This window comes from Neisseria shayeganii 871 (genome assembly GCF_000226875.1).
GTDB lineage: Bacteria > Pseudomonadota > Gammaproteobacteria > Burkholderiales > Neisseriaceae > Eikenella > Eikenella shayeganii.
In genome coordinates this window covers 796,932-823,393 of record NZ_JH164926.1, presented here as the reverse complement: position 1 = coordinate 823,393, position 26,462 = coordinate 796,932, and the positions used below count along the sequence as shown (strand labels likewise).

The window sequence follows — 26,462 nt, the reverse complement described above, 5'->3', positions numbered from 1 at the left end:
CAGCCTGTTGGCAGAAAGATTCGGCTCAACCCAATTGCGGAAACAGGTTTTTCAGACCGGCGAGGATGATTTCGATGGCCAGGGCGGCCAACAGCAAACCCATCACGCGGTTGACGATTTTCATGCCGGTGTCGCCGAGCAAGCGGCTGACCTTGGTGGCGGCTTCGAGGCTGAAATAGCAGATGAGGGTAATCAGGAAGCCGGCGGCGAGAATGGCGCCGGTTTCATACCAGTTGCGCGCCTGGCTGCTGTAAATGATGACGGTGGAAATGCCGCCGGGGCCGATGATCATGGGCATGGCCAAGGGCACCACGGCGAAGGCGTTTTTGGTTTCCGGCGGCGCGATGCCGTCGGCCGAGGGTTTGGCCGGGTTGTCGTTGCCGTTCATCATGGCCAAGGCGATCAGGAACACCAAAATGCCGCCGGCGATGCGGAAGGAGCCGATGCTGATGCCCAGGATGCCGAGCAGGCGGTCGCCGGCCAGCGCGGCGATGCAAATGATGATGAAGACGCTCAACGAGGTGATGCGGGCGGTGTTGCGCCGTTCCTGGCGGCTGTGCTGGGCGGTGGCGCTGACAAAATAGCCCAGGGCGGCAAAGGGGTTGATCAAGACGAGAAAGGCGAGAAAGATTTTGATGATTTCGGCGCTCATGAAGTTCGGTCGCTTGGGCCGCCGGCAGGCGGTTTGGGTGGTGGATGGGAAGGAAAGGCAGGCTACCTGAAAGGCTTTCAGGTAGCCTGAGACCTTTGCAAAACCCCCATCTGCGGCGCATTTCTGCGTTGTGCGTTTATGCCCTATGGGTACTGCCCGCTCGCTTGCCTATCGTGTGATATGTCTGTCCCACGGGGATTCCTGGCGTTCACACTTGCTGCGCTGCTACGCCTTGAACGGCATCCACATCTGGAGGCTTTGCAAAGGCCACAGCCTGTTTGTGGTATTGCCTGGTTATCAGGTACGTTTTTGGTTGGCAATCCCCATCAGCATGGCGATGATGATCATGATGGATAGGGTGGCGGTGCCGCCGTAACTCACCAGCGGCAGGGGCACGCCGACCACGGGCAGGATGCCGCTCACCATGCCCATGTTGACGAAAATATAGCAGAACAGGGTCATGGTGAGTGCGCCGGCGAGGGTGCGGCTGTAGAGCGTGGGCGCTTTGGCGGCGATGTAGAGGCCGCGGGCGAGGATGACGGTATAGACGCCCAGCAGCAGGATGTTGCCGATGAGGCCGAACTCTTCGCCGTAAACCGCGAAAATAAAGTCGGTGGTGGCTTCGGGGATGTAGTCGAGATGGGTTTGCGTGCCGTTGAGCCAGCCTTTGCCCCACACGCCGCCGGAGCCGATGGCGGTCATGGACTGCAAAATGTGGTAGCCGGCGCCGAGCGGGTCTTTGGTGGGGTCGAGCAGGGTCAGCACGCGGGTGCGCTGATAATCGTGCATGCCGTACAGCCAAATCAGGGGCAGGGCGGCGCAGAAGCCGATTACGGCGGCGAACAGCGCTTTCCACGGCAGGCCGGCAAAGAAGATGACGAACAGGCCGGAGGCCATGATCAGGGTGGCGGTGCCCAGATCGGGCTGTTTCAAAATCAGAAAACCGGGCAGGCCCACCAACACCAAGGCGATGAGGTAGTGTTTCCAGCCCAAATGCGCCTCGTGCTTTTGCAGATACCACGCCACCATCATCGGTAGGGCGATTTTCATGATTTCGGAGGGCTGGGGGCGGATAAAGCCGAGATTGAGCCAGCGTTGGGAGCCGTTGACCGTGACGCCGAAAAAGTGGACCGCAATCAGCATCAGCAGGGCGAGCACATACAGCGGCGGGGCGAAGTTGCCCAACAGTTGCGGCCGGGTGCGGGCAATCAGCCACAGCAGGCCGAAGCCGATGACGGTGTGCACGGTTTTGCTTTCCAGCTGGCGCAGGCTTTGACCGTCGGCGGAGTAGAGCAAAAACAGGCTCATCACGTAAATGGCCAGCATGCTGTAAAACAGCCAGAGATCCATGGGATCCCAGATTTTCTGCCAATAACGGCGGATGGGGTGTTCGGATTCGCGGTTCATGGTACGGTGCTTTCTGGAGCGGCAGGACGCGCGGGCGGGCTACCTGAAACCGTGCGGTAGGCCGCTTCGATGCGTGCGGCTTCGACAGCGGGGCCGCCGCCGTTGTTTTGGCTCATCGGTTCTACCAAGGCCACCGAGGGCTTGGGCAGCGGCAGTTCGCGGCCTGCTTCGCCGCGCAGCTGGAGCAGATAGAAGTCGCTCAATTGGCGCGCAATCGGGGCGGCGGTGGCGCCCCAGCCGCCGTTTTCGAGCAGCACGGCGATGGCGATCTGCGGTTTGTCCACCGGAGCGAAGGAAATAAACCAGGCGTGGTCGCGGTGTTGCTCGGCCAGGGCGGCGGCATTATAGGTGGCGCCCTGCTTGATCTGCACCACTTGGGCGGTGCCGGTTTTGCCGCCCATGCTGTAGCGCAGGCCGCTGCCCAAACGCCAGGCGGTGCCGCCGGGGCGCAGCACGCGCTCCATGCTGTGTTTGACGTATTCGAAATATTCGCGCTTGAAGGGCAGGGTGGCGCTGGGGCGCGGCTCAACCAAGGTGCGGGTTTGGTTTTGGTGGTCGAGCAGTTCTTTGACCAAATGGGGGCGGTACACCACGCCGTCGTTGGCCAGCACGGCGGTGGCATGCGCCAGCTGCAGCGGGGTGTAGGTGTTGTAGCCTTGGCCGATGCTGATGGTCACCATGTCGGCGGCTTTCCAGCGGCGGGTGGCTTCGTTGGCATTGGCAAAACGCCGCGCTTTCCATTCGGGGCTGGGCAGAATGCCTTTGTATTCGTTGGGCAGGTCGATGCCGGTGGGCTGGCCGAAGCCGAATTGGGCCAGGTAGGGGTAGGTTTTTTCTATTCCCATTTCATAACCCAAGCGGTAGAAAAAGGTGTCGGAAGACACTTGGATGGCTTTGCTCAAATTGGCCGAACCGTGACCGCGGCGCACCGAATCGCGGAACAGGTGGCTGCTGCCGGGAATGCTCCAGGCGCCGGGAGAGGGCAGTACGGTGTCCATGGTGATGTGTCCGCTTTGCAGGGCGGCCATGCCCATAAAGGGTTTGAAGGTAGAACCGGGGGGATAGAGGCCTTGGGTCACGCGGTTGATCAGGGGGCGCTGCCAGTCTTCGTTGAGTGCTTTCCAAGTATCGCTGTCGATGCCGTCGATAAACAGATTGGCGTCGTAAGTGGGCTTGGATACCAGCGCCAAAATACCGCCGGTTTGCGGATCGATGGCCACCAAGGCGCCGCGGCGGTTGCCCAACAGGTCGCTGGCTTTCTGCTGCATGCGGATATCGAGCGACAGGCGCAGGGTTTGGCCGCTGGCGGGCGGCACGCTTTTGAGGGTGCGCACGATGTTGCCTTGGGCGTCTTTTTCCACTTCCCGATAGCCGGGCAGGCCGTGCAATTGGCGCTCGTAGAAATTTTCCAGCCCCATTTTGCCGATGTGGGTGGAGCCTCGGTAGAGTTCGCTGCGCGCTTCTTCTTCCAGCTTCTGCATGTCGCGGTCGCTGATGCGGCCGATGTAGCCGAGGATGTGGGTGGTCAGCTCGCCGTAGGGGTATTCGCGGAAGGTGCGGGCGTTGACTTCGACGCCTTTGAAACGGAACAGAACGGCGGCCAGGCGGGCGGCTTCCTCGGTGCTGAGTTTCAGTTTCAGCGGTATGCGTTCGTAGGAGCGGGATTCGGCGCGGAAACGGCGGAAACGGCGCAGGTCGCCTTCGCTGATGTCGGCATAGGGGCGCAGCGCTTCCACCAGCTCTTCGATTTTCATCTCCAGCTCGTTGGGGATCACCTCAAGCGAATAAGCCGGGTAGTTGTGGGCCAAAACCACGCCGTTGACATCGGTGATTTCGCCGCGTATCGGCGGGGTGGGGATCAGGGAAATGCGGTTGGTGGCCGCTTTGGCCACAAACTCTTCATGTTTGGCTACCTGAAGATAGACGAAACGGGCAATCAAGACGGCAAACAGCAGCAGAATCAGGGTAAAAGCCGCCATCAGACGGATGATGTGGTCTTGCTGCCGCCGGCGCGGCTGCTTGGAAGTAAAGTGGCGCGAAGCGTTCATGAGCGGGTACGGCGGTAATGGGCCAAGGCCAGCATCATTTTATTCAACAGGGGCCAGATCAGGCCGGCAAACAGCGGCGGCAAGCCAATCGCCAGCCAATCGGGCTGTTGCTGTTGGAACAGGGTCACCAAGGTACTGATCGATTGGCAGACCAAAAGCGCCAAAGCCACGGCCACGGCCTGCAGGCCGAAAGAATACAGCACGATTTGGCGCTGTTTGTGTTGGATCAGAAAAGCGGTCACCGTATAGGCCAGCGCATGTTGGCCTAAGGCGGAGTTGGTGCCGATGTCCATCAGCAGGCCGAGTAGGAAGGCAGCGCCGATGCCGATAAACTGAGGCCGGTGCAGCAGCCAGTAAATCAAGAAGATGGCCGAGGCCTCCGGCAAGATATAGGCTAACGGGGCGGGCAGGGGGATAAAATCCAACAGCAAGGTCAGAAAAAAGCTGAGGACGACCAACCGTTTGGGGGTGGCGCCGCGGAATTCGTCCATTTCGGTCATGACTACTCTTGCGGGCTGCTGGCCGGGGCGGCGGGAAGAGCGGCCTCAGCGGAGGTTTTTTGCGGAATAACCAATACATAGCGGCTGCTGTGCAAGCCTGCGGCGGCTTCGATGGCGGCACGGTAGTAAGGAGTGCCGGAATTGCGCTCTGCTTGGGTGACCTTGGCAACTGGAATGCCGGGCGGATAAATGCTGTCGATGCCGGAGGTGACCAATAAGTCGCCGGCCGCCAGCTCGGCGGAAACCGGGAAGTAGCGCAAATCCAAACCGCCGCCGCGGCCGTAAACCAAGGTGCGGATGCCGCTTCGGGCAAGCATGGCCGGAATCACGGCTTGGTTGTGGCTGATCAGGGTGACTTCCGCCGCTGCGGGCTGGACGGAAGTGATTTGGCCGAGCAGGCCGTGCTCATCGCTGACCGGATCGCCCACCCGCACGCCGTCGCGGCTGCCGCGGTTGATCAGGAAACGGCCGGATTGTGCGCTGCTGGCTTTGGAGACGATTTCGGCCACCATCACGTTGGGCATCAGCAGCGGTTGCAGGCGGTGTACGCTTTTCAATTCGCCCAATTCGCGCACGGCAGGTTGCTGCAATTGCAACTGCATACTCAAACGGATGTTTTCACTGCGCAGGCGGGCGTTTTCCCGCAGCAGATTGTGCTTGTCGCCCAACATGTCCGTACCGTAGCGTACCCATTCCACCGGCTGGTTGGCCGCCCATTGCAGGGGATAGAGCGCGGTGGCCACATAGGCTTTGGCCTGTTGCAATGCGGCGTAACGGCTGTCGAGCACCAAGAGGGCGATCGACAGCATGCTCAGCAAAACCAATTTGCCGGCCGGGCCGACGGCGGGTTTGACGAAATGGAGTTCTTGCGACATAAGGGCAGGCTACCTGAAAGGCATCAGGGATTGGCCACGAAAACGGAATTCATTTTGCCGATCATGTCTAAGGCTTTGCCGCTGCCGCGCACCACGCAGGTGAGCGGGTCTTCGGCGATGGTTACGGGCAGGCCGGTTTCCTCGGCCAGCAGGCGGTCTAAGCCGCACAGCAGGGCGCCGCCGCCGGTGAGCACCAGACCGCGGTCGGCAATATCGGCGCCCAATTCCGGCGGTGTTTGCTCCAGGGCGTTTTTCACCGCTTGTACGATTTGGTTGAGCGGCTCGGCCAAGGCTTCCAACACTTCGTTGGAGCTGATGGTGAAAGCGCGGGGGATGCCTTCGGCCAAGTTGCGGCCTTTGGCTTCGATTTCGCGCATGGTGTGGCCCGGGAAGGCGGAGCCGATGGCTTTTTTGATTTCCTCGGCGGTGGCCTCGCCGATCAACATGCCGTAATTGCGGCGTACATAGTTGATGATGGCTTCGTCAAACGCATCGCCGCCCACGCGCACGGAATGGGAATACACCACGCCGGACAGGGAAATGACGCCCACTTCGGTGGTGCCGCCGCCGATGTCCACCACCATGGAGCCGGTGGGTTCTTCAATCGGCAGGCCGGCACCGATGGCGGCGGCCATCGGTTCTTCAATCAAATACACGGCCGAGGCGCCGGCTCTTTCGGCTGAGTCGTGGATGGCTTTGCGTTCTACTTGGGTGGAGCCGCAGGGCACGCAGATGACGATGCGCGGCGCGGCGGCAAAACGGCTGTTGTTCACTTTGCGGATAAAGTGCTTCAGCATTTTCTCGGTAACATTGAAATCGGCAATCACGCCGTCTTTCATCGGGCGGATGGCTTGGATGCTGCCCGGTGTGCGGCCCAACATGCGTTTGGCTTCCACGCCAACGGCCACGGCAGCATTTTTATTGTGAAAGTCGTTGGGCATGGCCACCACGGAAGGTTCGTCCAGCACGATGCCGCGGCCCTTGATGTAAATCAGGGTGTTGGCGGTGCCTAAATCAATGGCCAGATCGTTGGAAAAATATTGGGTGAGAAAACGGAACATGGGAGGATTCCTAAATAGGGTGTTTTTCAGATTTGGGCGCACGGCCGCGCGGCACGCTTTCAGGTAGCCTGCTCGGGCCGCCATGCTTTGAATTGGGTTTTGGGCTATAATCCGCAGCCGTCTTAGGCTGTCGGCCTTGTCAAAAAACGCGCAATGATACCCGAGATTGGGTGTTTTGCTAAAGATAATTTAAGGAAATTTTATGTCGCTTACACTTTCCGATGTGGAAAAAATCGCCCGCCTGTCGCGCCTGAGTTTGAGCGATGCGGAACAGCAGCAGAGCCTGCAGGAATTGAACGATATTTTTGCCTTGGTGGAAAAGATGCAGGCGGTCGATACCGACGGCATCGAGCCGATGGCCCACCCGCACGAAGTCGCCCTGCGCCTGCGCGACGATGTGGTCACCGAAACCGACCATGCCGCCGAATATCAGGCGGTGGCGCCCGAGGTGCGCAACCGCCTGTATATTGTGCCGCAAGTGATTGAAGAGTAATCTGCCGGCCAAAACCAGCTGCCGGGCGGCGATGAGGCCAACGCCGTTCGCTCGCCTGAGGCCGTTGCGGTGGCGCTTAAAGTGTGGCAGGCACACCGCGCAGCGCACAAAACTGGCACTTCGATATGGTTGCAGGCGGCGCGGCCGCAACGGCGACGGCGTACCGGCCTGGCTCGTCGGCTTGGCATTGGCACGATATTGACCACCAACTGAGCCATGGTTAAGCGGCAAGCCTATTTGCTTTTCAGGTAGCCCGTTTACAGCATGAGGCTACCTGAAACATCTCATTACATCCAAATCATCCAGAAACTATTGACATTATGGTTCATTACACGCTCAAACAAGCCAGCGAATTGCTGCAAACCAAAAAAATTTCCGCCACCGAGCTGGCGCAAGAATACCTCAACGCCATCGACGCCCGAAACCCCGCCATCAACGGTTACACCACCCTGAATAAAGAATTAACGCTTGCCGAAGCCAAGGCCGCCGACGAACGTTTGGCTGCCGGAAACGCAGGCATCCTCACCGGCGTACCCATTGCCTTTAAAGACATCTTCTGCCAACAAGGTTGGAGAAGCGCGTGTTCCAGCAAAATGCTCGACAACTTCGTTTCCCCCTACACCGCCACCGTCGTGCAAAACCTGCTCAACGAAGGCATGGTAACGCTCGGCCGCACCAATATGGACGAATTCGCCATGGGTTCGACCAACGAAACCTCGTTTGACGGTGCCGTTAAAAATCCGTGGAATTTAGAAAACGTACCCGGCGGCTCTTCCGGCGGTTCCGCAGCCGTTATCGCCGCCCGTTTGGCACCGGCGGCATTAGGCTCCGACACCGGCGGCTCTATCCGCCAGCCCGCTTCGCATTGCGGCATCACCGGCATCAAACCCACTTACGGCGTCGTTTCCCGTTTCGGCATGGTGGCTTACGCGTCCAGCTTCGACCAAGCCGGCCCGATGGCACAAACCGCCGAAGACTGCGCCATTCTGCTGAATGCCATGGCGAGCTTCGACGAACGCGATTCCACCAGCTTGGAACGCACCAAAGAAGACTACACCCGCAACTTAAACCAAGCCCTCAAAGGCTTGAAAGTCGGCCTGCCCAAAGAATACTTCGGCGAAGGCATGAGCGCAGACGTACAAAAAGCCATTCAAGCGGCCATCGACCTGCTCAAAGCACAAGGCGCAGAAATGGTAGAAGTGAGCCTGCCGCAAACCGAGCTTTCCATCCCCGCATATTATGTTTTGACCTCGGCCGAAGCCAGCACCAACTTATCCCGCTACGACGGCGTGCGCTACGGCCACCGCGCCGCCCGATTCGGCGACTTGGAAGAAATGTACAGCAACACCCGCGCCGAAGGCTTCGGCAGCGAAGTCAAACGCCGCATTATGATCGGCACCTACGTTTTGAGCCACGGCTATTACGACGCCTACTACCTCAAAGCCCAAAAACTGCGCCGTTTGGTCACCAACGATTTTCAGACGGCCTTACAGCAATGCGACATCATCCTCGCGCCCACTGCCCCCACCGCCGCGCCCAAACTGAACAGCAACATTAACGACCCTGTGCAGATGTACCTTTCCGACATCTACACCATCGCCGTCAACCTCGCCGGCCTCCCCGCCATGACCCTGCCCGCAGGCTTCTCTTCAGACGGCCTGCCGATTGGCGTGCAATTGATTGGCAATTATTTCGCCGAAGCGAAATTGCTGGGCGTGGCGCATCAGATGCAGTTGGAAAGTGATTGGCATATGCAGTCTCCGGTTTAAGCTTTCAGGTAGCCTTTAAATATACTGAATAGCGAAAGAATTATTGGAAAAGCTTAATTAGCAAGAAAGATCTCCTATGACCTGGGAAACCGTAATCGGACTGGAAATCCACGTCCAATTAAATACCAAATCCAAAATTTTCAGCGGTGCTTCCACCGCTTTCGGTGCCGAGCCGAACGCGCATGCCAGTGTGGTGGAATGTGCTTTGCCGGGCGTGTTGCCGGTGATGAACCGCGAGGTGGTGGAAAAGGCCGTCAGACTCGGTTTGGCTTTGGATGCGAAAATCAACCGCAAAAACGTGTTCGACCGTAAAAACTACTTCTACCCCGATTTGCCCAAAGGCTATCAAATCAGCCAGTTGGACGCGCCGATTGTGGAGCGCGGCAAGTTGGAAATTGTGGTGGGCGACGAAGTGAAAACCATCCATGTAACCCGTGCGCACATGGAAGAAGATGCGGGCAAATCGGTGCATGAAGGTTTGAGCGGTGCAACGGGCATCGATCTCAACCGTGCCGGCACGCCTCTGCTGGAAGTGGTTTCCGAGCCGGAAATGCGTTCCGCCGCCGAGGCTGTGGCTTATGCCAAAGCTTTGCACGGCTTGGTCACGTGGCTGGATATTTGCGACGGCAATATGGCGGAAGGTTCGTTCCGCATCGATGCCAATGTATCGGTGCGCCCGAAAGGGCAGCAGGAATTTGGTATGCGCCGTGAAATCAAAAACTTAAACTCTTTCCGCTTTTTGGAGCAGGCGATTAATTATGAAGTGGAAAGTCAGATTGAGCTGTTGGAAGATGGCGGCAAAGTGCAGCAGGCCACCATGTTGTTCGACCCCGATAAGGGCGAAACCCGCGTGATGCGACTGAAAGAAGACGCGCACGATTACCGCTATTTCCCCGATCCCGATTTGCTGCCGGTGATTATTTCCGATGAGCAAATAGAACGCGCCCGCAGCGCAATGCCCGAATTGCCGTCTGAAATGGCGCAACGCTTTATCCGCGATTTCGGCGTAAGCGACTACGATGCCCGTTTATTAACCGCCAGCCGCGCTCAAGCCGCTTTCTTTGAAACCGCCGCCCAAGCCAGCGGGCAGGGGAAACTGGTGGCCAACTGGATGAACGGCGAATTGGCCGCCACCTTGAACAAAGAAGGTTTAAGCCTGTCTGCAAGCCCGATTCAGGCCGATCGTTTGGCCGGGTTGGTGGCGAAAATCGCCGACGGCACCTTGAGCAACAAACTGGCCAAGCAAGTGTTTGAAGCCATGTGGGGCAGCGATTTGACTGCCGCAGCCATTATTGAGCGCGACGGTTTGCAACAAATGACCGACAGCGGCGCGATTGAAAAAATCATCGACGAAGTTCTGGCCGCCAACGCCAAATCGGTAGAAGAATTCAAAGCCGGTAAGGAAAAAGCCTTTAACGCGCTGGTGGGCCAAGTGATGAAAGCCAGCAAAGGCAAAGCCAATCCGCAGCAGGTGCAGGAATTGCTGAAAGCGAAACTGGTTTGAGCAAAATCGGCTTGCAGAGACGGAGCCGAGCCATTAGGCTACCTGAAAGCTGCTTTCAGGTAGCCTGAGACCTTTGCAAAACCCCCATCTGCGGCGCATTTCTGCGTTGTGCGTTTATGCCCTATGGGTACTGCTCGCTCACTTGCCTATCTATGTGATATGTCTGTCCCACGGGGATTCCTGCGTTCACGCTCGCTGCGCTGCTACGCCTTGAACTGCATCCACATCTGGGGGTTTGCAAAGGTCTCAGCCTGATTCTATGCGGCACACAATGGAAGGACGAATCCGAAATGAATAAATACATTCCTTTGGCCTTGGCGGTATTGCTTTCCGCTTGCGGTTTCCGCTTGGCCGGCAGCGATCCGGCGGTGTCGGCCGAGCTGTCGCAGCGCGTGTGGGCGGTGCAGGGCGGGGCCATGCAGCAGGTACTGGAAACCGAGCTGCTGCGTCGCCATGCGCGGGTGGACAATGCGTTTGCCGGTGCGCTGCTGCAAGTGAAAGATGTGCAAACGCGGCGCGATATCCACAGCATCAATTTGTCTGGCACGGTAAAGGAATATATGCTGGTGTTGCGGGTGCAGGCGGAAGTGCGTTTTGAAGGCCGCGAGACCGTGCACCCGCTGGATGTGACCGTACGCCGCCCATTGGACTATCACGACCGCGATATTTTGGGCAAACAGGAAGAAGAAGCGCTGTTGTGGGCGGAAATGCGGGTGGATGCCGCCGAGCAGCTGGTGCGCCGTTTGGGCTACCTGAAAGCCGAATAATGGCTGCTTTGGACATTAGCCGTCTGGAAGAAAGCCTGGCCGCGCCGCTGCATCCGCTGTATGTGATTCACGGCGAAGAAGATTTGCTGCGGGTGGAGGCGCTGGATGCTTTGCGGGCCGCCGCCAAGGCGCAGGGCTACCTGAACCGCGAAGTCTATACCGCCGACAGCGGATTCGATTGGCAGGAACTGTTGGCCTCGGCCGGCAGCATGGGTCTGTTTGCCGATTTGAAACTGATTGAGGTACACATCCCCAACGGCAAGCCGGGCAAGCCCGGCGGCGAGGCTTTGGAGCGGCTGGCCGCCGATCTGCCGCCGGATACGGTGCTGCTTGTGATGCTGCCCAAGCTGGAGCGGGCGCAGCTGCAAAGCAAATGGTTTACCGCGCTGGCCAAAGCGGGCACCGTGGCGGAAGCCAAGCCCGTGGCCGGCAACGCTTTGCCGGCTTGGTTGCGCGGCCGTTTGCAGCAGGCCGGTTTGGCTATCGAAAACGAAGCGTTGGCCTTGTTTGCCGCCAAGGTAGAGGGCAATTTGTTGGCCGCCAAACAGGAGGTGGACAAACTGGCGCTGCTCTATCCGGCCGGGCATTTGCTCACGGCGGAGGAGACCGAGCGCACGGTGGCCGATGTGGCCCGCTTCGATGCCTTCCAGCTCACCGAGGCTTGGATGTCGGGCGAGGCCGAGCGCGTGTTGCGCCTGCTCGAAGGGCTGCAGGCGGAAGGCGAAGAGCCGGTGTTGCTGTTGTGGTCGGTGGCGGAAGACGTGCGCACCCTGATTCGTTTGGCTGCCGCCTTCAAGCAAGGGCAAACCGTGGCACAGGTGCGCAACAGCCTGCGCTTGTGGGGCAGCAAACAGCAGTTGGCTCCGCAGGCGGTGCGCCGCATTGCGCCCGCCCGTCTGGTGGCCGCCCTGCAGCAATGCGCGGCGATTGACCGCATGATCAAAGGTGCGGAAGACGGCGATGCTTGGTCGGCGATGCGCACTTTGTTGGTGGAACTGGCGGCGTAGGCTCCGCCGGTTAAGGCCTACGGCAAGCTACCTGAAACCTCAGGGCGGTCTGCCGTTTGCCCGGCCACGACAAAACGCGAAAGTGTGGTACACTCGCGCTTTTCATTTTTTGCCGCCGGCCGAGATCGGCGGCCAACTGAATCTCCCGTACGGGCGCAGCCCCGGCGGAATCTTTCATTTCATTAAGGATTAACCATGAGTATCACCGTAGAAAAATTGGAAGGTCTCGAGCGCAAGCTGGTGCTGGATTTGGCATGGAGCGACGTAGAAGCCGCCGTACAGAAAAAACTGCAAGCCACCCAACGCCGCGCGCGCGTGGACGGCTTCCGTCCGGGCAAAGCGCCGCTGCGTATGATCGAGTCCATGTACGGTGCCGGTATCCGCGATGAAGTGTTGAACGAACAACTGCGCCAAAAATTTGCGCAAACCGTTTCCGAAGAAGGCATCAAACTGGCCGGCCTGCTGGCGTTTGACGCTTTGGAACAGCAAGACGACGAGAAAAGCTTCAAAGTGGCCGCCACTTTCGAAGTGTTCCCCGAAGTTAAGCTGGGCGATTTGAGCGGTAAGGAAATCGAAAAAGTCACCACCGAAGTGGGCGAAGCCGAAGTGGAAAAAACCATCGACATCCTGCGCCAGCAGCGAACCCGCTTCAACCGCGTGGAGCGCGAAGCGCGCGACGGCGACCGCGTGATCATCGATTTTGCCGGCAAAATCGACGGTGTGCCTTTTGATGGCGGCTCTTCGCAAAATTACCCCTTCATTCTTGGTCAAGGCCGCATGCTGCCGGAATTCGAGTCCGGCATTTTGGGCATGAAAGAGAATGACGTGAAAGAAGTGGAAGTGAACTTCCCCGAAGACTACCACGGCGCCGATGTGGCCGGTAAAACCGCGGTATTCGTGATCACCCTGAAAAACGTGGCCGAAGCCGAATTGCCGCCGGTTGACGAGCAATTCGCCAAATCTTTGGGCATCGCCGACGGTGACGTGGCTAAAATGCGCGAAGAAGTGAAGAAAAACGTGCAGCGCGAAGTGAGCCGCCGCGTAGAAAACCAAACCAAAGAAAACGTGATGCAGGCACTGCTGGACGTGACCGAAATCGAAGTGCCCAAAGTGTTGGTGCGCGAAGAGGCCGCCCGCTTGGCCGACGACATGCGTCAAAACTTTGCCAACCAAGGCATGGACACCAAAAACCTGGATCTGCCGGCCGATATGTTCAACGAGCAGGCCGAGCGCCGCGTGGCCTTGGGCCTGATTTTGGCCGAACTGGTGAGCAGCCAGAAGCTGGAACCCAGCGAAGAGCAGATCAAAGCGGTGGTGGCCGATTTCTCCGAAAGCTACGAAGACCCGCAAGAAGTGGTGGAATGGTATTTTGCCGACCGCAGCCGCCTGCAAGGCCCTACTTCTTTGGCCGTAGAAGCCAATGTGGTGAAGTATGTGTTGGAGCAGGCCAAAGTGAACGAAAAGGCTTTGGCTTTCGACGAGGTGATGGGCCAGCAGGCTTAAGCAGCCGTCCCGAATCGGGCTACCTGAAATCTTTTGCTGCGCAAAAATCCGCGCGTCTCGTTTTCAGGTAGCCTCACAACCTGCTCACCATCTTCTGTGCAGCGTTGCCGAATCCGCACGGCTGTCGAACAGAAGAGGGTGACAGGTTTTTAACCATTATGGAGAAGCCCATTATGTTGCCCGAAATCACCAATAGCTATCTGGTGCCCACCGTCATCGAGCAGAGCGGCCGCGGCGAGCGCGCTTTCGATATTTATTCGCGCCTGCTCAAAGAACGGATTATTTTTCTGGTCGGCCCGGTCAACGACCAAACCGCCAATCTGGTGGTGGCGCAGCTGCTGTTTTTGGAAAGTGAAAACCCGGATAAGGAAATTTTCCTCTACATCAACAGCCCCGGCGGCTCGGTGACTGCCGGTATGTCGATTTATGACACCATGAATTTCATCAAGCCCGACGTGTCCACTTTGTGCCTGGGCCAGGCGGCCAGCATGGGCGCGTTTTTGTTGTCGGCCGGTGCCAAAGGCAAGCGTTTCGCTCTGCCCAACAGCCGCATCATGATCCACCAGCCGTTGATCAGCGGCGGCTTGGGCGGTCAGGCTTCCGACATCGAAATCCATGCCAAAGAGCTGCTCAAGCTGAAAGCCAAGTTGAACGAATTGATGGCGCAACACTGCGGCCGCACCTTGGAAGAGCTGGAGCGCGACACCGACCGCGATCACTTTATGTCGGCCGATGAAGCCAAACAATACGGCCTGATCGACCAAGTATTGAGCAACCGCAGCGAAGTGAAGTAAGAAGTAAACGGGAATAGGGCGGTTGTCAGAGAGTATTGCCGCTTGCAGGCTACCTGAAAGCAACAACGTTTGTGGCTGCGATTGCCCGCCGTCGGCCAGTCAGGTGGCCGCCCGCTGTGAAGCCGCCGCTTTTGTAACGGAAATTGTCTATGTCAGCCGTTTTGATCCGCGATTATCTACGCACCCAGGGCCTGAAGCTGCCGCTGGAAGCCGTTCAGGTAGCCTTGCTGACCGCCCAAACCGTGATGGCGGGCGGCCAGGCCTCGATTGAACCGCAGCTGCTGTGGTATCGGCACGCCGATGCCGGTTTGACCGAGCATTTGCCGGAAACGCCCGAGCACACCGATTTGTTGCGCCGCGTGTTTATGGCGCTGGATTCTTTCCACGAGGCCGCGCCGGCCAGCCTGGCTGCGGTTTATTGGCTGGCGGCACCGGACAAATTGGTGCGCTTGTGCAGCCGGGGTGAAGAGGCGGAAGATGTGGTGGCGGCCGAGCAGGATTTGGCCGCAGAGGCCGTCCTCCATTTGGCGGCGCGCAGTGCGCAAACCGGCTGGCTGAACCAAATCGACGACGTCGCTGCTTGGCTGCGCAGCGGCGATTTGGCCGGTGCCAGACATCAAGACGGCAGCCAACTGGCCGTGCCTGTGTGCCAAAGCAGCGGGCGGGTGTTGGGCGTCGTGTATTTGGAAAGCCGTCGTCTCTCGGGTTTTGACGACCAGGCCCTCAGCCATTGGAGCGGTTTGGCGCTGGCCTTGGCCGAGCCTTTGGCCGGATTATCGTCGCCCGCAACTTCAGCACAAGAAACAGAATGAATCACTCCGACACACACACACAAGGCTTGCGCTTTGTTGCCGCCTGCCGCTTGCCTACCGAATACGGCCTGTTTTCGCTGCACGGTTTTGAAGAAATCGCGAGCGGGCAGGAGCATGTGGCTTTGGTCATGGGCGATGTGGCGCAAGGCGGGCCGGTATTGTCGCGCATCCATTCCGAATGCCTAACCGGCGATGCGCTGTTTTCGCAGAAATGCGACTGCGGCCCCCAACTGCAGGCCGCGATGCGGGCGGTGCAGGCCGAAGGACGGGGGGTGATTGTGTATCTGCGTCAGGAAGGGCGCGGCATCGGCTTGATCAATAAAATCCGCGCCTACAAGCTGCAGGATGCCGGCATGGATACGGTGGAAGCCAATTTGGCTTTGGGGCTGCCGATTGATGCGCGCGATTTCACCCTGGCCCGCGATATTTACCGCCACCTCGGCGTAGAAGAAGTGCGCCTGCTGACCAACAATCCGGAAAAGCTGGCCACCATGCGCCGCAACGGGATTAATGTGGTGGAGCGGGTGCCGCTGCAGGTGGGGGTGAATCCGGAGAACGAAGGCTACCTGAATACCAAGGCCGAAAAGCTGGGCCATTTGCTCAAGATTGCCGAGTAAGGTCACGGCAGGGCGTGCAGGCACACCTTGAGACCTTTGCAAAACCCCCATCTGCGGCGCATTTCTGCGTTGTGCGTTTATGCCCTATGGGTACTGCTCGCTCACTTGCCTATCTATGTGATATGTCTGTCCCACGGGGATTCCTGCGTTCAGGTTCGCTGCGCTGCTACGCCTTGAACTGCATCCACATCTGGGGGGGTGCAAAGGTCTCACCTTGCTCATACCGGCCGCCCATATCCGCCAAACCGCATCCGCAGCCGCCATGCCTTATGAGGCTTGGCGGCTGTTGATTTTGGGCCAAGATTACGATTGGGGTGGAGGTTCTCCGGGGTCTTTCCCGTAAACTTGATTGAAAAAACGGCATTCATCCGTTTCATCCTGCCATTTTTGCCGGCGCAGTTGGCGGGAGTAGAGAAACAGCAAGACGAGCAGCAGCAAGATCAGAAGCAGAGCATACATCATGATTTTCCCACACAGATATTGTTATTGATTTTCGGCTGTCGTGCAGCTTGTTGCCGATTATAGCGGTATGTTTTCTGACCCGTCCACGCCGTCGGGCGGGAAAGGGGGAATACGTGTTGCGCATGAAAACGAGAAGGGGCGCCGGAGTCAGGCCTGCCATGGCGCAAAGGCAGTGTAGAGCTGCCACAGCGCCCAAGCGGCCACGCACAAACCGGCGCCTAAACGGAACAGGCGGTTTTGCAACAAGGAGCGCAATTGGCCAGCAAACCAGCCCATCAGCAGCAGATTGGGCAGCGTGCCCAAGCCGAAAGCCAGCATCAGCAAGCCGCCCTCGATCAGATGGCCGCTGCCCAAGGCGTAGAGCGAGGCGCTGTACACCAAGCCGCAGGGCAGCCAGCCCCACAAGATGCCGACAGCCAGGCAGCCAGCATGGCTTTTGATGGGCAGTAGGCGGTTGAGCAGCGGGTTGAGCCACCGCCAAACGGGGCGGCCCAGGCGTTCGATGTGCACAGCGGCGTGGTTGAGGCCGGCCAAATACAGGCCCAGCAAGAGCAGCAGCACATTGGCGGCGGCAAACAGGACTGTTTGCAGGCTGCGGGTGTGGTCGAGCGAAATACCGAATTGACCGAGGCCGCCGAGCAGCATGCCGATCAGCACATAGCTACCGATGCGGCCGATATTCGTCAGCAAAATCAGCCGCCAGCGCGGCAGATGCGGCGGCAGTTGCAGGGCGAAGGCGCTGCTGAGGCCGCCGCACATGCCGGCGCAGTGGCCGCCGCCGAGAAAGCCGACGGCGGCAAAGGAAAGCAGGGTAGCGGTTTGCATGGCGGGTATGGGGGATGGCGGGGAGGCGATTATATAGCGGGATGCCGCCCGCTGCAGCCGCAGGATGCGGGCAGGCGCGCGGATGGCTTATAATACGCGGTTGGCAGGCGGCTGTTCAGGTAGCCTGAGACCTTTGCAAAACCCCCAGATGTGGATGCAGTTCAAGGCGTAGCAGCGCAGCGAGGCGAACGAAGGAGTCCCTGTGGGACAGACATATCATATAGATAGGCAAGCGAACGAGCAGTACCCATAGGGCATAAACACACAACGCAGAAATGCGCCGCAGATGGGGGTTTTGCAAAGGTCTCAGCCTGAGGCGCTTGCTCGCTCACGGTATGCGATAGCGGCTTACGGTGCCTGCCCGGTATCTGAATGAAGCCGCCATTTTGACCGTCTGTTTTTCAGGTAGCCCCAGACGCTGCCGAACCCGATGCCATGCGATGACCCGTTTAGACAATATCCTCCCTTTTGCCCACCGCCTGTGGGCGGCTTGGCTGCCGGAAGGCGGCTGTGCGGTGGATGCCACCGCCGGCAACGGCCACGATACGCTGCGTTTGGCGCAATTGGCTGGGACAAACGGCTTGGTATATGCGTTTGATGTGCAGGCCGCGGCTTTAGAAGCCACCCGGGCGCGTTTGCAGGCCGCGGGGCTGGACGACGGGCGGGTTTGTCTGGTTGAGGCAGGCCACCAGACCTTGGCTGATTATGTGGCGCGGCCGGCCGATGTGGCCGTTTTCAACTGCGGCTATCTGCCCGGCGGCGACAAAAGCCGCACCACCCAAACCGACACCACCCTGCAGGCCGTGGCGCAGGCCTTGGCGGTGCTGAAGCCCGGCGGTTTGCTGACCGTGGCGCTGTATCCCGGTCACGAAGAAGGCGCCCGCGAGGCGGAGGCGGTGCGGCAATGGCTGTCGGCGTTGCCGCAGCAGGCGTATGCGGTGCTGCATTACGGCTTTCTCAACCGCCGCAATCGGCCGCCTTATCTGTTGGCGGTGGAAAAACTGGCGGCGGCGCATCTGGCGACCTTGCGGTCGCTTGACAATTAGGGCGTGGCATCAGGCGCGTTACGGCGGTATGGGCGCTGAAAAATCATGCCTGCGGTATTGCCGATGTTGGCCGGGTGTCTGGCTGTTTGGCGCCCATTTCGTGCGGCATACGCGGTTTTTAGCGCGAACCCGCTTCCTCAAGCACGCGTTGCGCTGCCGACAGAGCCAAAACCGTTTATCCGGCACAAGCGGGCTGCTTTCAGGTAGCCTCAAAAACAATCAGGAGTAGGAATCATGATGTATGTAGCGGCCAAACACAGCCATTTATTGTTTGTCGTCATCACGGCGTTGCTGTTTAATTTGCGTTTCTGGCTGCGCTTTTTCCGGCCGCTGCGGCCGCTGCCCAAAGCACTGCGGATTTTGCCGCATGTGAACGACACCCTGCTGCTGCTCACCGGCTTGCTGCTGATTTTGGCCGCGGGCTGGGTGCCGTTCGGCAATGCGGTGTGGCTGGGCGTGAAGTTGGTCTTGGTATTGGTGTATATCGGTTTCGGTTTTCTCTGCATCAAAAACCCGCCGCGTTCGGCCAAATCGAATGCCGGCTATCTGTTGGCCATGTTGTGCTTGGCCGTGATTTATTATCTGGCGCGTTACAAACCCTTGTGGTTTTAATGCGGTATCCTTTATAAGGAGCAGGCCGTGCGTTTGTTGTTGGCGGAAGACGACCGCATGATTGCGGAGGCGGTTTCAGGTAGCCTGCAGGATGCCGGCTATGTGGTGGACCGGGTGGCAAGCGGCACGGAGGCAGTGGCGGCGCTGGCCGGCCAGCCTTATGATTTGGTGTTGCTGGATTTGGGTCTGCCGGGGCAGGACGGCCTGCAGGTGCTGCAGGCTGTTCGCGGCGGGCGCAATCCGGTGCCGGTGCTGATTGTGACGGCGCGCGACGATTTGGGCAGCCGCTTGGCCGGCTTGGACGGCGGCGCCGACGATTACATTGTGAAACCCTTCGATATGGCCGAACTGCTGGCCCGCATCCGTGCGGTATTGCGCCGTCACGGCGGCCAAACGGCGCCGCAGCCCGGCAACGGCGTGCTCACGCTGGACCCGGCCACTTATCAGGTGCGCATTCTCGGCCGGCCGGATGCCGTGTTGTTGAGCAATAAAGAATTTGCCGTGCTGCAAGCCCTGCTGATGCGCCCCGGCACCATTCATTCGCGCAGCGATTTGGAAGACAAGATTTACGGCTGGGGCGAAGAGGTGGAAAGCAATGCCATCGATTATCTGATCCACGCCCTGCGTAAAAAAATCGGCAAAGAACACATCAAAAACATCCGCGGCGTCGGCTGGATGGTGGCGAAAGAAGGGCAATCGGCTACCTGAAAACATTCTGAAAATATTTGTTTTGCCGCGACTGCCGCCGTTTCGTTTTCCCGCCCGTCCGCTTTCTCCTTTCTTTATGACCGCTCCCCTTGCCCCGCCCTCGCGTTGGCTGCCGATTTTGCTGGCGGTGTCCATCTTTATGCAGATGCTGGACGCCACCATCCTCAATACCGCGCTCCCCGCCATGGCGGCCGATCTCGACGAATCGCCGTTGCGGATGCAGTCGGCGGTGGTGTCCTATGCGCTGACGCTGGCCTTGCTGATGCCGATGAGCGGTTATTTGTGCGACCGCTACGGCACCAAAAAAGTGTTTGCCGCCGCCATGCTGCTGTTTGTGGTCGGTTCGCTGCTCTGCGCCATTACGCCCAGTCTCAACCTGTTGGTGGCTGCGCGGGTGGTGCAGGGCATGGGCGGGGCGATGCTGGCACCGGTGCCGCGCCTGGTGATGCTGCGCAGTTACGACAAAACCCGCCTCTTGGGGGTGATGAATTTCGTCATCATGCCCGCCTTGCTGGGGCCGATTTTAGGCCCGCTGGTGGGCGGCTATCTGGTGGACTACGCCAGCTGGCATTGGATTTTTTTGATCAATGTGCCAGTGGGGCTGGCGGGCTTGTGGATGATCAGCCGCCTGATGCCGGATTTTTACGCGCCCAACGGGCAGGTGCCGCGTTTCGATGTGCACGGGTTTCTGCTGTTCGGCAGCGGCGCGGTGAGCTTGAGCCTGGCGGTGGAACTACTCACCCATCCGCAGCGCGGGCCATTTGCCGTTTGCTGTGCGGTTTTCGGGGGAGTGGTTTTGTGGCTGTATTGGCAGCACGCGCGCGAAGGCGGGGAACAGGCGCTGTATCCCTTGCAGCTTCGGTTGGTACGCACCTTTCGTCTGGGTATTTTGGGCAATTTGTTTTGCCGCTTGGGCATGGCGGCGGTGCCGTTTCTGCTGCCTTTGCTGTTACAGGTAGCCTTCGGCCGCAGCGCCAGCGTGGCGGGTTGGCTGCTGGCGCCGGTGGCCTTGGCGGCCTTGGTGAGCAAGCCGTTTATCCAGGCCTTTATCCGCCGCTTCGGTTACCGTGCGGTGCTGGTGTGGAATACGCGCCTGATCGGGCTGATGATTATGGCCTTGGCGCTGCCCACCGCCCAAACGCCGCTGTGGCTGCTGGTGCCGCTGCTGTTTGCGCTGGGCATGTGCAATTCGCTGCAGTATTCGGCCATGAACACGCTGACCATTGCCGATTTGCGCCCGCAGCAGGCCGGCAGCGGCAGCAGCCTGATGGCGGTAAACCAACAGTTGGCCATCGGTTTCGGCATTGCCTTGGGCGCTTTGTTGTTGAATGTGATCGGCAGCCGTTTGCCGGCGGATGCGGGCATCCATATTGCGTTCCGCCTCACCTTTCTGTTGATCGGCGGCATCACGTTTTGCGCCAGCTGGGTGTTTGCCCGCCTGCATCCGAGCGACGGCGACAATCTGGTGCGTCAAAATTGAGCGGGCCGGTCCCAAATTTTCCTTGCGGGGTGTCCGGTTAATCTCTTGAGCCTATTTCCGCCTTGCCCTGAGGTTGTGCATTGAAAACCGTTGCGCACGAACATGATGAACAGCTTCTGAGGGAAAGCCGATGAAGATGCTGCCCTTCCTTTCAGGCTACCTGAAAGCCGCTTTGCTGCTCTGCTGCTGCCTGCCGGTATGGGCGCAGGCGGCGGAGCAGGGCGAGGTGGTGCGGGTGTGGGACGGCGACACGCTGCACCTTCGCGATGCCGACGGCCGCCGCCGCAAAATCCGCCTGGCCGACATCGACGCCCCCGAAATCAAGCAAGCCGAAGGCCGTGCCTGCCGCGACCGTTTGGCCGGCCATTTGCTTTACCGGCAGGTGCGCTTCGAAGTGGTGGCGCAAGACCGCTACGGCCGCGAGGTGGCCCGCATTTGGCAAGGCGGAGCCGATGCCAATCTGCGCCAGATTGCGGAAGGCTGTGCCTGGCACGACCGCCGCCGCGCCGCCCGACGGCAGCCGCCCGAGCAATATGCCCGCTATGCCGCCGCAGAGCAGGAAGCCAGATGGCAGCGCAGCGGTTTGTGGCAGCGCCTGCGTCCGCAAGCGCCTTGGCAATATCGCCGCCGTCAGGCGCAGAGGCGGGCAGACAGCCCCTAAATGCCGGGCTTTATCTGAAGCGGTTTGTGTCCCGCTGCAGGCTACCTGAAAACGCGGTGCGGCAAAATCCGCTATAATCCGCCGCCTTGTTTCCGTAAAGAACCGCCCGCCATGCTTCAATTTACCCTGCACAAAAAAGACGGCCACGCCCGCCGCGGCACGCTCACGCTCAACCACGGCAGTATCGAGACGCCGGTGTTTATGCCGGTGGGCACCTACGGCTCGGTGAAGGCGATGACGCCGCAGAATCTGCACGATATCCAAGCGCAGATTATCTTGGGCAACACCTATCACTTATGGTTGCGCCCGGGTTTGGACGTGATCGAACAATTCGGCGGTCTGCATCAATTTATCGGCTGGAACAAGCCGATTCTCACCGATTCGGGCGGTTTTCAGGTGTTTTCGCTGTCCGATATGCGCCAGCTCACCGAAGAAGGCTGCACCTTCAAAAGCCCGATCAACGGAGACAAACTGTTTCTGTCGCCGGAAATCTCGATGAAAATCCAAACCGTGCTCAATTCCGACATCGCCATGCAGCTCGACGAATGCACGCCCGGCGAAGCCACGCACGAGCAGGCGCGACAATCGCTGCAAATGAGCCTGCGCTGGGCGGAGCGTTCCAAAAAAGCATTTGAAGATTTGAACAACCCCAATGCACTGTTCGGCATCGTGCAGGGCGCGATGTATGAAGACTTGCGCGAAGAGTCTTTGCGCGGTTTGGAAGAGTTGGATTTCCCCGGCTTGGCCATCGGCGGCCTTTCTGTGGGCGAACCCAAGCCCGAAATGTACCGCATGTTGCGCGCGGTCGGCCCGATCTTGCCCGAGCACAAACCGCACTACCTGATGGGCGTGGGTACGCCCGAAGATTTGGTGTACGGCGTGGCGCACGGCATCGATATGTTCGACTGCGTGATGCCCACCCGCAACGCCCGCAATGGCTGGCTGTTTACCCGCTTCGGCGACATCAAAATCAAAAACGCCAAGCACAAACACGACACCCGCCCGCTGGACGAAAGCTGCAGCTGCTACACCTGCCGAAACTTCAGCCGCGCCTACCTTTACCATCTGCACAAAGCCGGCGAGATTTTGGGCGCGCAATTGAACACCATCCACAATCTGCATTTTTATCAAGTGATCATGGAAGAAATGCGCGAGGCCATCGAACAGGGCACATTTGCCGATTGGCAGGCGCAATTCCATGAAAACCGCGCCAGAGGGAGCGATTAAAAAGGCGGCTGTGTATGCCGCCAAGAGATGTATGATATCGCCTAAATGTTAAAATTTGTTTTGTTTTGTTTTGTTTTGTTTTGTTTTGTTTTGTTTTGTTTTGTTTTGTTTTGTTTTGTTTTGTTTTGTTTTGTTTTGTTTGGCAAAATTTTGTCTTTTAAAAATAATATATGTTTAACAAAGAGTTATTTCGATTAAAAATGGTCTGCTAGCAATGGGTTAACGTTTGGTTTACAGTATAATGCTCTATGTTTGCTTTGCTTCCCATTGCAAGGACAGACATTTTCCCCTTCGCCGCTGCTTCCTCCCTGAGCAGCGGCATTTTTATTGATTTCGTATAGTCAACAGCCCTATGGATTCGCCCGCATGGCGGCCAGCACAGGAGCGGTGTCGGGGCGGAAGCCGCGCCACAAATAATAAGATTCGGCGGCCTGTTCCACCAGCATGCCCAAGCCGTCGGCGCCGCGGCGGGCACCGGCCTGTTCGGCGAAGCGCAGAAAAGCAGTGGGCTCGGCGGCGTACACCATGTCGTAAGCCAGTTCGCAGGCCGACAGCACGGCAGGGGCAATTGCCGGCAGCTCGCCGCTGAGGCCGCCGGAAGTGGCGTTGATCACCACATCGAAGCCGCCGGCGGGCAGGTCGGCCAGCGGACAGGCTTGGGCGCCGAACGCTTCGGCCAATTCCTGCGCTTTGCCGGCGGTGCGGTTGGCCACCGTCAGCGAAGCCGGGCCGGCCTGCTGCAGCGGCAGCATCACACCGCGGGCGGCCCCGCCGGCGCCGAGCAGCAGCAGGCGTTTGCCGGCCAAGGCTACCTGAAGATTGGCGGTGATGTCGCGCAACAGGCCGGCGCCGTCGGTGTTGTCGCCCGTGATGCGGCCGTCGGCCTGTTTGATCAGGGTATTGACCGCGCCGGCGGCGCGGGCGCGTTCGGAAAGGCTGTCGGCCCAATGGCAGGCATCGGTTTTGAACGGCACGGTAACGTTTGCGCCCTGCCCGCCGGCGGCAAAAAAGTCGGCGGCGGCCTGCCCGAACGCACCGGGTTCGGCCAGAATGCGTTCGTAACGGATGGCGGTGCCTTCCTGACGGGCAAACATTTGGTGGATCAGCGGCGAGCGGCTGTGGGCAACGGGGTTGCCGAAAACGGCGTAAAGAGGGGCGGACATGGCGGTTCCGAAGGCTGGCAAAGCGCGGATTATGCGCCATTGCCGGCCGGGAGGCTACCTGAAAAAACAACACGGGCGGCTTGCAAAAAGCGCAAGCGCCACCATTTGCCGGTCTGTTGCGGTTTTTCACGCAAGTGGCGGATTTGCTGTTACAATCCCGTCCCTGTTTAGAGCTTGCTCTCATCAAAACTGTTTCATTCCAATAACTCTGTAACCACATATTAAAAGGAGCCTTTATGCAACCGCGTAATGCTTACGACTACACCGAAGCCGGCCGCAGCGTTTCCGCACAAAACACCGTGCTGCGCAAAACCTACGGTCTGCTCGGTTTGTCTTTCATTCCTGCCGCCGCCGGCGCGTTTACCGCCATGAGCACCGGCCTGAGCATTTACAGCTTTGTCGGCAATCGCTGGATTGCCTTGGCTGTTTTCTTTGCCTTTTTCTACGGCATGAGTTTTCTGATTGAGAAAAACCGTTACAGCAATGTGGGTGCCGCCCTGCTGATGGTGCTCACCTTCGGTCTGGGCTTTACCCTCGGCCCGATTCTCAACTACAGCCTCGCTTTGAGCAACGGCATCGAGTTGGTGGGCATCGCCGCCGTGATGACCGCGGCCGTGTTCCTGACCATGGCGGCGCTGGCGAAAACTTCCGCCATCCAAACCAGCAGCCTGGCCCGTTTTGTGACCATCGGCTTTGTGGTGGCCATCATTGCCATGGTAGCCGGTTTCTTCGTGCAAGTGCCGGCACTGGCGCTGACCGTATCCGCTTTGTTTGTGCTGGTGAGCTCGGCTTTGATCATGCTGCAGGTACGCATGGTGATTGAAGGCGGCGAAGACAGCCACATCAGCGCGGCGCTGACTTTGTTTGTGGCCATTTACAACATCTTCAGCAGCCTGCTCAACATTCTGTTGTCTTTTGCCGGCGAGGATTAATTTGCCGCTTTAGCCATTGCCAATAGGTCCGCAGGCTACCTGAAAGGTTTCAGGTAGCCTGCGGTTTTTTTATCCCCTTTATCGGCGGCGGACTAAGGCAACAGCTTGCCCAGTTCGGCCACAATGGCGGCGGCGGTGTCGGACTTGCTCATTTCGGGCAGGGCGGTTTCCCGATGTTCGCTGATGAGGGTCACTTGGTTGACGGTTTTGCCCATGGTTTGGGCCACTTGGTTGGCGATAATCAGCGGGATGCCTTTTTTCAGCCGTTTGGCGCGTGCGTATTCCACCACGCGTTCGCTTTCGGCAGCAAAGCCGACGCAGTAGGGGGCGTGGGGCAGGGCGGCCACGCTGGCCAGAATGTCCGGGTTTTCGGTCAGCTCGATCACCGGCGGCCGGCCGGAGCCGTCTTTTTTCAGTTTTTGCGCGCTGCGGTTGCCGACCTTATAGTCGGCCACCGCGGCCACGCTGATGAAGACGTCGCAGCCGGCAATTCGTTGGTGCACGGCGGCAAACATGTCGTCGGCGCTGTCGGCGCGTACGGTTTCGGCCAAGCCGGCGGGTAAGGCTACCTGAAGCTGGCCGTGTATCAGGGTAACTTCGGCGCCGGCGGCGCGGCAGGCGCGGGCCAGTGCCACGCCCATTTGGCCGCTGGAGAGGTTGGTGATGCCGCGCACGGGGTCGATGGCTTCGAAGGTGGCGCCGGCGGTCAGCAACACGCGCTTGCCGGCCAGGGTTTTCGGCGTCCACAGATCGGGAATCAGCTCGGCCAGTTCGGCCGCCTCGGGCATACGGCCCACGCCGGTTTCGCCGCAAGCCTGTTCGCCGTATTGCGGTTGGATCACGGTGATGCCGTCTTGTTGCAGCCGGGCGATGTTTCTTTGGTTGGCCGGGTTGTGCCACATTTCCACGTTCATGGCGGGAGCGACCGCCAGCGGGCAGTTGCGGGCGGCGGCCAAATTGGTCAGCAGATTGTCGGCAATGCCGTGGGCGATTTTGGCCAGGGTATTGGCGCTGGCCGGCGCGATCAGCATCAGGTCGGCGCGGCGGCTGAGGTTGATGTGGGCCATGCCGTTGCCTTCGTGGCGGTTGTCGTGGGTGTCGGTGAGCACGGGTTGGCCGCTCAAGGCCTGGAAGGTGAGCGGAGAAACGAATTCGGCGGCGGCGCGGCTCATGGCCACGCTGACGGTGTGGCCCTGTTTTTTCAGCAGGCGTACGAGTTCGCAGGATTTGTAGGCGGCGATGCCGCCGCTGATGCCGAGCAGAATGTGTTTGGCGGTCATGGGCGTGGGGGAATGAGATGAAGAAAGGCGGCATGGTATCACTAAGGTGCTTGGGATGCAGCCGCCTTGTCGGGCGAGATATTCGGGCTACCTGAAAAGAGATGTCATTGCCGCAAGGGCGGATTTCGGTCATTTAATGTCCATACCTGGGCGGAATGAGCTGCTGGAGCGGCAGAAAAAAGCAGTCAGATGGCTTCTGGGCATTGCCCTGAGGGGGCGGCTCTAATACAATCCCTTCTTTGTTATGCAATGTAAAG

The 26,462-nt window shown here is 59.1% G+C and carries 25 protein-coding genes and 2 pseudogenes; 18 read left to right on the top strand and 9 right to left on the bottom strand.

The annotated features are described in order from the left end of the window. Positions 1–25: 25 nt before the first annotated feature. Positions 26–652: a MarC family protein gene (locus HMPREF9371_RS03770; RefSeq protein ID WP_009118581.1), complete on the bottom strand. Its 627-nt coding sequence runs from the start codon at positions 650–652 to the stop codon at positions 26–28. 44 nt (positions 653–696) lie between these two features. Between HMPREF9371_RS03770 and HMPREF9371_RS14010 the strand changes: the two are divergent. Further along, positions 697–1,009: pseudogene (locus HMPREF9371_RS14010) on the top strand (hypothetical protein). On the opposite strand, the gene rodA reads toward HMPREF9371_RS14010, so the two are convergent. The 5 genes from rodA to HMPREF9371_RS03745 are packed head-to-tail and all read right to left on the bottom strand — an operon-like array spanning position 950 to position 6,543. Continuing rightward, on the bottom strand, positions 950–2,059 hold the full coding sequence (gene rodA, locus HMPREF9371_RS03765; RefSeq protein WP_009118579.1) for a rod shape-determining protein RodA: 1,110 nt from the start codon (positions 2,057–2,059) through the stop codon (positions 950–952). The pseudogene HMPREF9371_RS14010 and the gene rodA sit on opposite strands and share 60 nt — an antisense overlap. Then, the gene (mrdA, locus tag HMPREF9371_RS03760; RefSeq protein ID WP_009118578.1) at positions 2,056–4,107 is read right to left on the bottom strand and encodes a penicillin-binding protein 2; all 2,052 of its coding nucleotides are present in this window, start codon (positions 4,105–4,107) and stop codon (positions 2,056–2,058) included. The genes rodA and mrdA overlap by 4 nt, the downstream gene beginning before the upstream one ends. Beyond that, positions 4,104–4,607, bottom strand: coding sequence for a rod shape-determining protein MreD (mreD, locus tag HMPREF9371_RS03755; RefSeq protein WP_009118577.1), 504 nt, complete (start codon positions 4,605–4,607; stop codon positions 4,104–4,106). Before mreD ends, mrdA begins: the two co-directional genes overlap by 4 nt. Positions 4,608–4,609: 2 nt before the next feature. Next, positions 4,610–5,482 carry a rod shape-determining protein MreC gene (mreC, locus tag HMPREF9371_RS03750; protein ID WP_009118576.1) on the bottom strand — a complete coding sequence of 291 codons (873 nt, stop codon included), beginning with the start codon at positions 5,480–5,482 and terminating at the stop codon, positions 4,610–4,612. A gap of 23 nt (positions 5,483–5,505) precedes the next feature. Then, on the bottom strand, positions 5,506–6,543 hold the full coding sequence (locus HMPREF9371_RS03745; RefSeq protein ID WP_040660119.1) for a rod shape-determining protein: 1,038 nt from the start codon (positions 6,541–6,543) through the stop codon (positions 5,506–5,508). A gap of 202 nt (positions 6,544–6,745) precedes the next feature. On the opposite strand from HMPREF9371_RS03745, the gene gatC reads away from it, so the two are divergent. From gatC to HMPREF9371_RS13145, 10 genes and pseudogenes are all read left to right on the top strand, one after another. Next, positions 6,746–7,036, top strand: coding sequence for an Asp-tRNA(Asn)/Glu-tRNA(Gln) amidotransferase subunit GatC (gene gatC, locus HMPREF9371_RS03740; RefSeq protein ID WP_009118574.1), 291 nt, complete (start codon positions 6,746–6,748; stop codon positions 7,034–7,036). A gap of 320 nt (positions 7,037–7,356) precedes the next feature. Next, positions 7,357–8,805 (top strand): Asp-tRNA(Asn)/Glu-tRNA(Gln) amidotransferase subunit GatA, encoded by a 1,449-nt coding sequence (gatA, locus tag HMPREF9371_RS03735; RefSeq protein WP_009118573.1) that lies wholly within the window; start codon positions 7,357–7,359, stop codon positions 8,803–8,805. Between the two features lie 76 nt (positions 8,806–8,881). Next, positions 8,882–10,309, top strand: coding sequence for an Asp-tRNA(Asn)/Glu-tRNA(Gln) amidotransferase subunit GatB (gene gatB / locus HMPREF9371_RS03730; protein ID WP_009118572.1), 1,428 nt, complete (start codon positions 8,882–8,884; stop codon positions 10,307–10,309). Between the two features lie 290 nt (positions 10,310–10,599). Continuing rightward, positions 10,600–11,076, top strand: coding sequence for an LPS-assembly lipoprotein LptE (locus HMPREF9371_RS03725; RefSeq protein WP_009118571.1), 477 nt, complete (start codon positions 10,600–10,602; stop codon positions 11,074–11,076). Next, the gene (gene holA / locus HMPREF9371_RS03720) at positions 11,076–12,083 is read left to right on the top strand and encodes a DNA polymerase III subunit delta (RefSeq protein WP_009118570.1); all 1,008 of its coding nucleotides are present in this window, start codon (positions 11,076–11,078) and stop codon (positions 12,081–12,083) included. The genes HMPREF9371_RS03725 and holA overlap by 1 nt, the downstream gene beginning before the upstream one ends. A 195-nt stretch (positions 12,084–12,278) precedes the next feature. Beyond that, positions 12,279–13,586, top strand: a complete 1,308-nt coding sequence (gene tig / locus HMPREF9371_RS03715) for a trigger factor (protein ID WP_009118569.1) — start codon at positions 12,279–12,281, stop codon at positions 13,584–13,586. 173 nt (positions 13,587–13,759) lie between these two features. Next, positions 13,760–14,380: an ATP-dependent Clp endopeptidase proteolytic subunit ClpP gene (gene clpP, locus HMPREF9371_RS03710; protein ID WP_040660118.1), complete on the top strand. Its 621-nt coding sequence runs from the start codon at positions 13,760–13,762 to the stop codon at positions 14,378–14,380. 149 nt (positions 14,381–14,529) lie between these two features. Continuing rightward, complete coding sequence (locus HMPREF9371_RS03705) at positions 14,530–15,192, top strand: GAF domain-containing protein (protein ID WP_009118566.1); 663 nt, start codon at positions 14,530–14,532, stop codon at positions 15,190–15,192. Further along, positions 15,189–15,809 carry a GTP cyclohydrolase II gene (ribA, locus tag HMPREF9371_RS03700; RefSeq protein WP_009118565.1) on the top strand — a complete coding sequence of 207 codons (621 nt, stop codon included), beginning with the start codon at positions 15,189–15,191 and terminating at the stop codon, positions 15,807–15,809. Before HMPREF9371_RS03705 ends, ribA begins: the two co-directional genes overlap by 4 nt. A 27-nt stretch (positions 15,810–15,836) precedes the next feature. After that, positions 15,837–16,002: pseudogene (locus tag HMPREF9371_RS13145) on the top strand (ATP-dependent exonuclease); the annotation flags it as partial. 416 nt (positions 16,003–16,418) lie between these two features. On the opposite strand, the gene HMPREF9371_RS03695 reads toward HMPREF9371_RS13145, so the two are convergent. Further along, positions 16,419–17,096, bottom strand: a complete 678-nt coding sequence (locus HMPREF9371_RS03695) for a sulfite exporter TauE/SafE family protein (protein ID WP_009118563.1) — start codon at positions 17,094–17,096, stop codon at positions 16,419–16,421. Between the two features lie 440 nt (positions 17,097–17,536). Between HMPREF9371_RS03695 and mnmM the strand changes: the two genes are divergently transcribed. From mnmM to tgt, 6 genes are all read left to right on the top strand, one after another. After that, positions 17,537–18,142, top strand: a complete 606-nt coding sequence (mnmM, locus tag HMPREF9371_RS03690; protein WP_040660116.1) for a tRNA 5-(aminomethyl)-2-thiouridylate-methyltransferase MnmM — start codon at positions 17,537–17,539, stop codon at positions 18,140–18,142. Between the two features lie 234 nt (positions 18,143–18,376). After that, positions 18,377–18,754, top strand: coding sequence for a SirB2 family protein (locus HMPREF9371_RS03685; RefSeq protein WP_009118560.1), 378 nt, complete (start codon positions 18,377–18,379; stop codon positions 18,752–18,754). A gap of 27 nt (positions 18,755–18,781) precedes the next feature. Then, positions 18,782–19,462 carry a response regulator transcription factor gene (locus tag HMPREF9371_RS03680; protein WP_009118559.1) on the top strand — a complete coding sequence of 227 codons (681 nt, stop codon included), beginning with the start codon at positions 18,782–18,784 and terminating at the stop codon, positions 19,460–19,462. Positions 19,463–19,538: 76 nt separating this feature from the next. Further along, a complete protein-coding gene (locus HMPREF9371_RS03675) occupies positions 19,539–20,942 on the top strand; it encodes an MFS transporter (protein WP_040660750.1) in 1,404 nt (467 codons plus the stop codon). 130 nt (positions 20,943–21,072) lie between these two features. Next, complete coding sequence (locus tag HMPREF9371_RS03670; RefSeq protein WP_009118557.1) at positions 21,073–21,603, top strand: thermonuclease family protein; 531 nt, start codon at positions 21,073–21,075, stop codon at positions 21,601–21,603. A gap of 111 nt (positions 21,604–21,714) precedes the next feature. Next, positions 21,715–22,830, top strand: a complete 1,116-nt coding sequence (gene tgt / locus HMPREF9371_RS03665) for a tRNA guanosine(34) transglycosylase Tgt (protein WP_040660748.1) — start codon at positions 21,715–21,717, stop codon at positions 22,828–22,830. Positions 22,831–23,180: 350 nt separating this feature from the next. Here the strand turns inward: tgt and aroE are convergent, their stop codons facing one another. Further along, positions 23,181–23,993, bottom strand: a complete 813-nt coding sequence (aroE, locus tag HMPREF9371_RS03660) for a shikimate dehydrogenase (RefSeq protein ID WP_009118554.1) — start codon at positions 23,991–23,993, stop codon at positions 23,181–23,183. Positions 23,994–24,229: 236 nt separating this feature from the next. On the opposite strand from aroE, the gene HMPREF9371_RS03655 reads away from it, so the two are divergent. Further along, on the top strand, positions 24,230–24,925 hold the full coding sequence (locus tag HMPREF9371_RS03655) for a Bax inhibitor-1 family protein (RefSeq protein WP_009118553.1): 696 nt from the start codon (positions 24,230–24,232) through the stop codon (positions 24,923–24,925). 92 nt (positions 24,926–25,017) lie between these two features. Here the strand turns inward: HMPREF9371_RS03655 and coaBC are convergent, their stop codons facing one another. Continuing rightward, positions 25,018–26,205 (bottom strand): bifunctional phosphopantothenoylcysteine decarboxylase/phosphopantothenate--cysteine ligase CoaBC, encoded by a 1,188-nt coding sequence (gene coaBC / locus HMPREF9371_RS03650; protein ID WP_009118552.1) that lies wholly within the window; start codon positions 26,203–26,205, stop codon positions 25,018–25,020. Positions 26,206–26,462: the final 257 nt, after the last annotated feature.

Coding starts and splice junctions, on each gene's coding strand:
- HMPREF9371_RS03770 (WP_009118581.1), bottom strand. CDS start 652: ATGAGCGCCGAAATCATCAAAATCTTTCTCGCCTTTCTCGTCTTGATC.
- rodA (WP_009118579.1), bottom strand. CDS start 2,059: ATGAACCGCGAATCCGAACACCCCATCCGCCGTTATTGGCAGAAAATC.
- mrdA (WP_009118578.1), bottom strand. CDS start 4,107: ATGAACGCTTCGCGCCACTTTACTTCCAAGCAGCCGCGCCGGCGGCAG.
- mreD (WP_009118577.1), bottom strand. CDS start 4,607: ATGACCGAAATGGACGAATTCCGCGGCGCCACCCCCAAACGGTTGGTC.
- mreC (WP_009118576.1), bottom strand. CDS start 5,482: ATGTCGCAAGAACTCCATTTCGTCAAACCCGCCGTCGGCCCGGCCGGC.
- HMPREF9371_RS03745 (WP_040660119.1), bottom strand. CDS start 6,543: ATGTTCCGTTTTCTCACCCAATATTTTTCCAACGATCTGGCCATTGAT.
- gatC (WP_009118574.1), top strand. CDS start 6,746: ATGTCGCTTACACTTTCCGATGTGGAAAAAATCGCCCGCCTGTCGCGC.
- gatA (WP_009118573.1), top strand. CDS start 7,357: ATGGTTCATTACACGCTCAAACAAGCCAGCGAATTGCTGCAAACCAAA.
- gatB (WP_009118572.1), top strand. CDS start 8,882: ATGACCTGGGAAACCGTAATCGGACTGGAAATCCACGTCCAATTAAAT.
- HMPREF9371_RS03725 (WP_009118571.1), top strand. CDS start 10,600: ATGAATAAATACATTCCTTTGGCCTTGGCGGTATTGCTTTCCGCTTGC.
- holA (WP_009118570.1), top strand. CDS start 11,076: ATGGCTGCTTTGGACATTAGCCGTCTGGAAGAAAGCCTGGCCGCGCCG.
- tig (WP_009118569.1), top strand. CDS start 12,279: ATGAGTATCACCGTAGAAAAATTGGAAGGTCTCGAGCGCAAGCTGGTG.
- clpP (WP_040660118.1), top strand. CDS start 13,760: ATGTTGCCCGAAATCACCAATAGCTATCTGGTGCCCACCGTCATCGAG.
- HMPREF9371_RS03705 (WP_009118566.1), top strand. CDS start 14,530: ATGTCAGCCGTTTTGATCCGCGATTATCTACGCACCCAGGGCCTGAAG.
- ribA (WP_009118565.1), top strand. CDS start 15,189: ATGAATCACTCCGACACACACACACAAGGCTTGCGCTTTGTTGCCGCC.
- HMPREF9371_RS03695 (WP_009118563.1), bottom strand. CDS start 17,096: ATGCAAACCGCTACCCTGCTTTCCTTTGCCGCCGTCGGCTTTCTCGGC.
- mnmM (WP_040660116.1), top strand. CDS start 17,537: ATGACCCGTTTAGACAATATCCTCCCTTTTGCCCACCGCCTGTGGGCG.
- HMPREF9371_RS03685 (WP_009118560.1), top strand. CDS start 18,377: ATGATGTATGTAGCGGCCAAACACAGCCATTTATTGTTTGTCGTCATC.
- HMPREF9371_RS03675 (WP_040660750.1), top strand. CDS start 19,539: ATGACCGCTCCCCTTGCCCCGCCCTCGCGTTGGCTGCCGATTTTGCTG.
- HMPREF9371_RS03670 (WP_009118557.1), top strand. CDS start 21,073: ATGAAGATGCTGCCCTTCCTTTCAGGCTACCTGAAAGCCGCTTTGCTG.
- tgt (WP_040660748.1), top strand. CDS start 21,715: ATGCTTCAATTTACCCTGCACAAAAAAGACGGCCACGCCCGCCGCGGC.
- aroE (WP_009118554.1), bottom strand. CDS start 23,993: ATGTCCGCCCCTCTTTACGCCGTTTTCGGCAACCCCGTTGCCCACAGC.
- HMPREF9371_RS03655 (WP_009118553.1), top strand. CDS start 24,230: ATGCAACCGCGTAATGCTTACGACTACACCGAAGCCGGCCGCAGCGTT.
- coaBC (WP_009118552.1), bottom strand. CDS start 26,205: ATGACCGCCAAACACATTCTGCTCGGCATCAGCGGCGGCATCGCCGCC.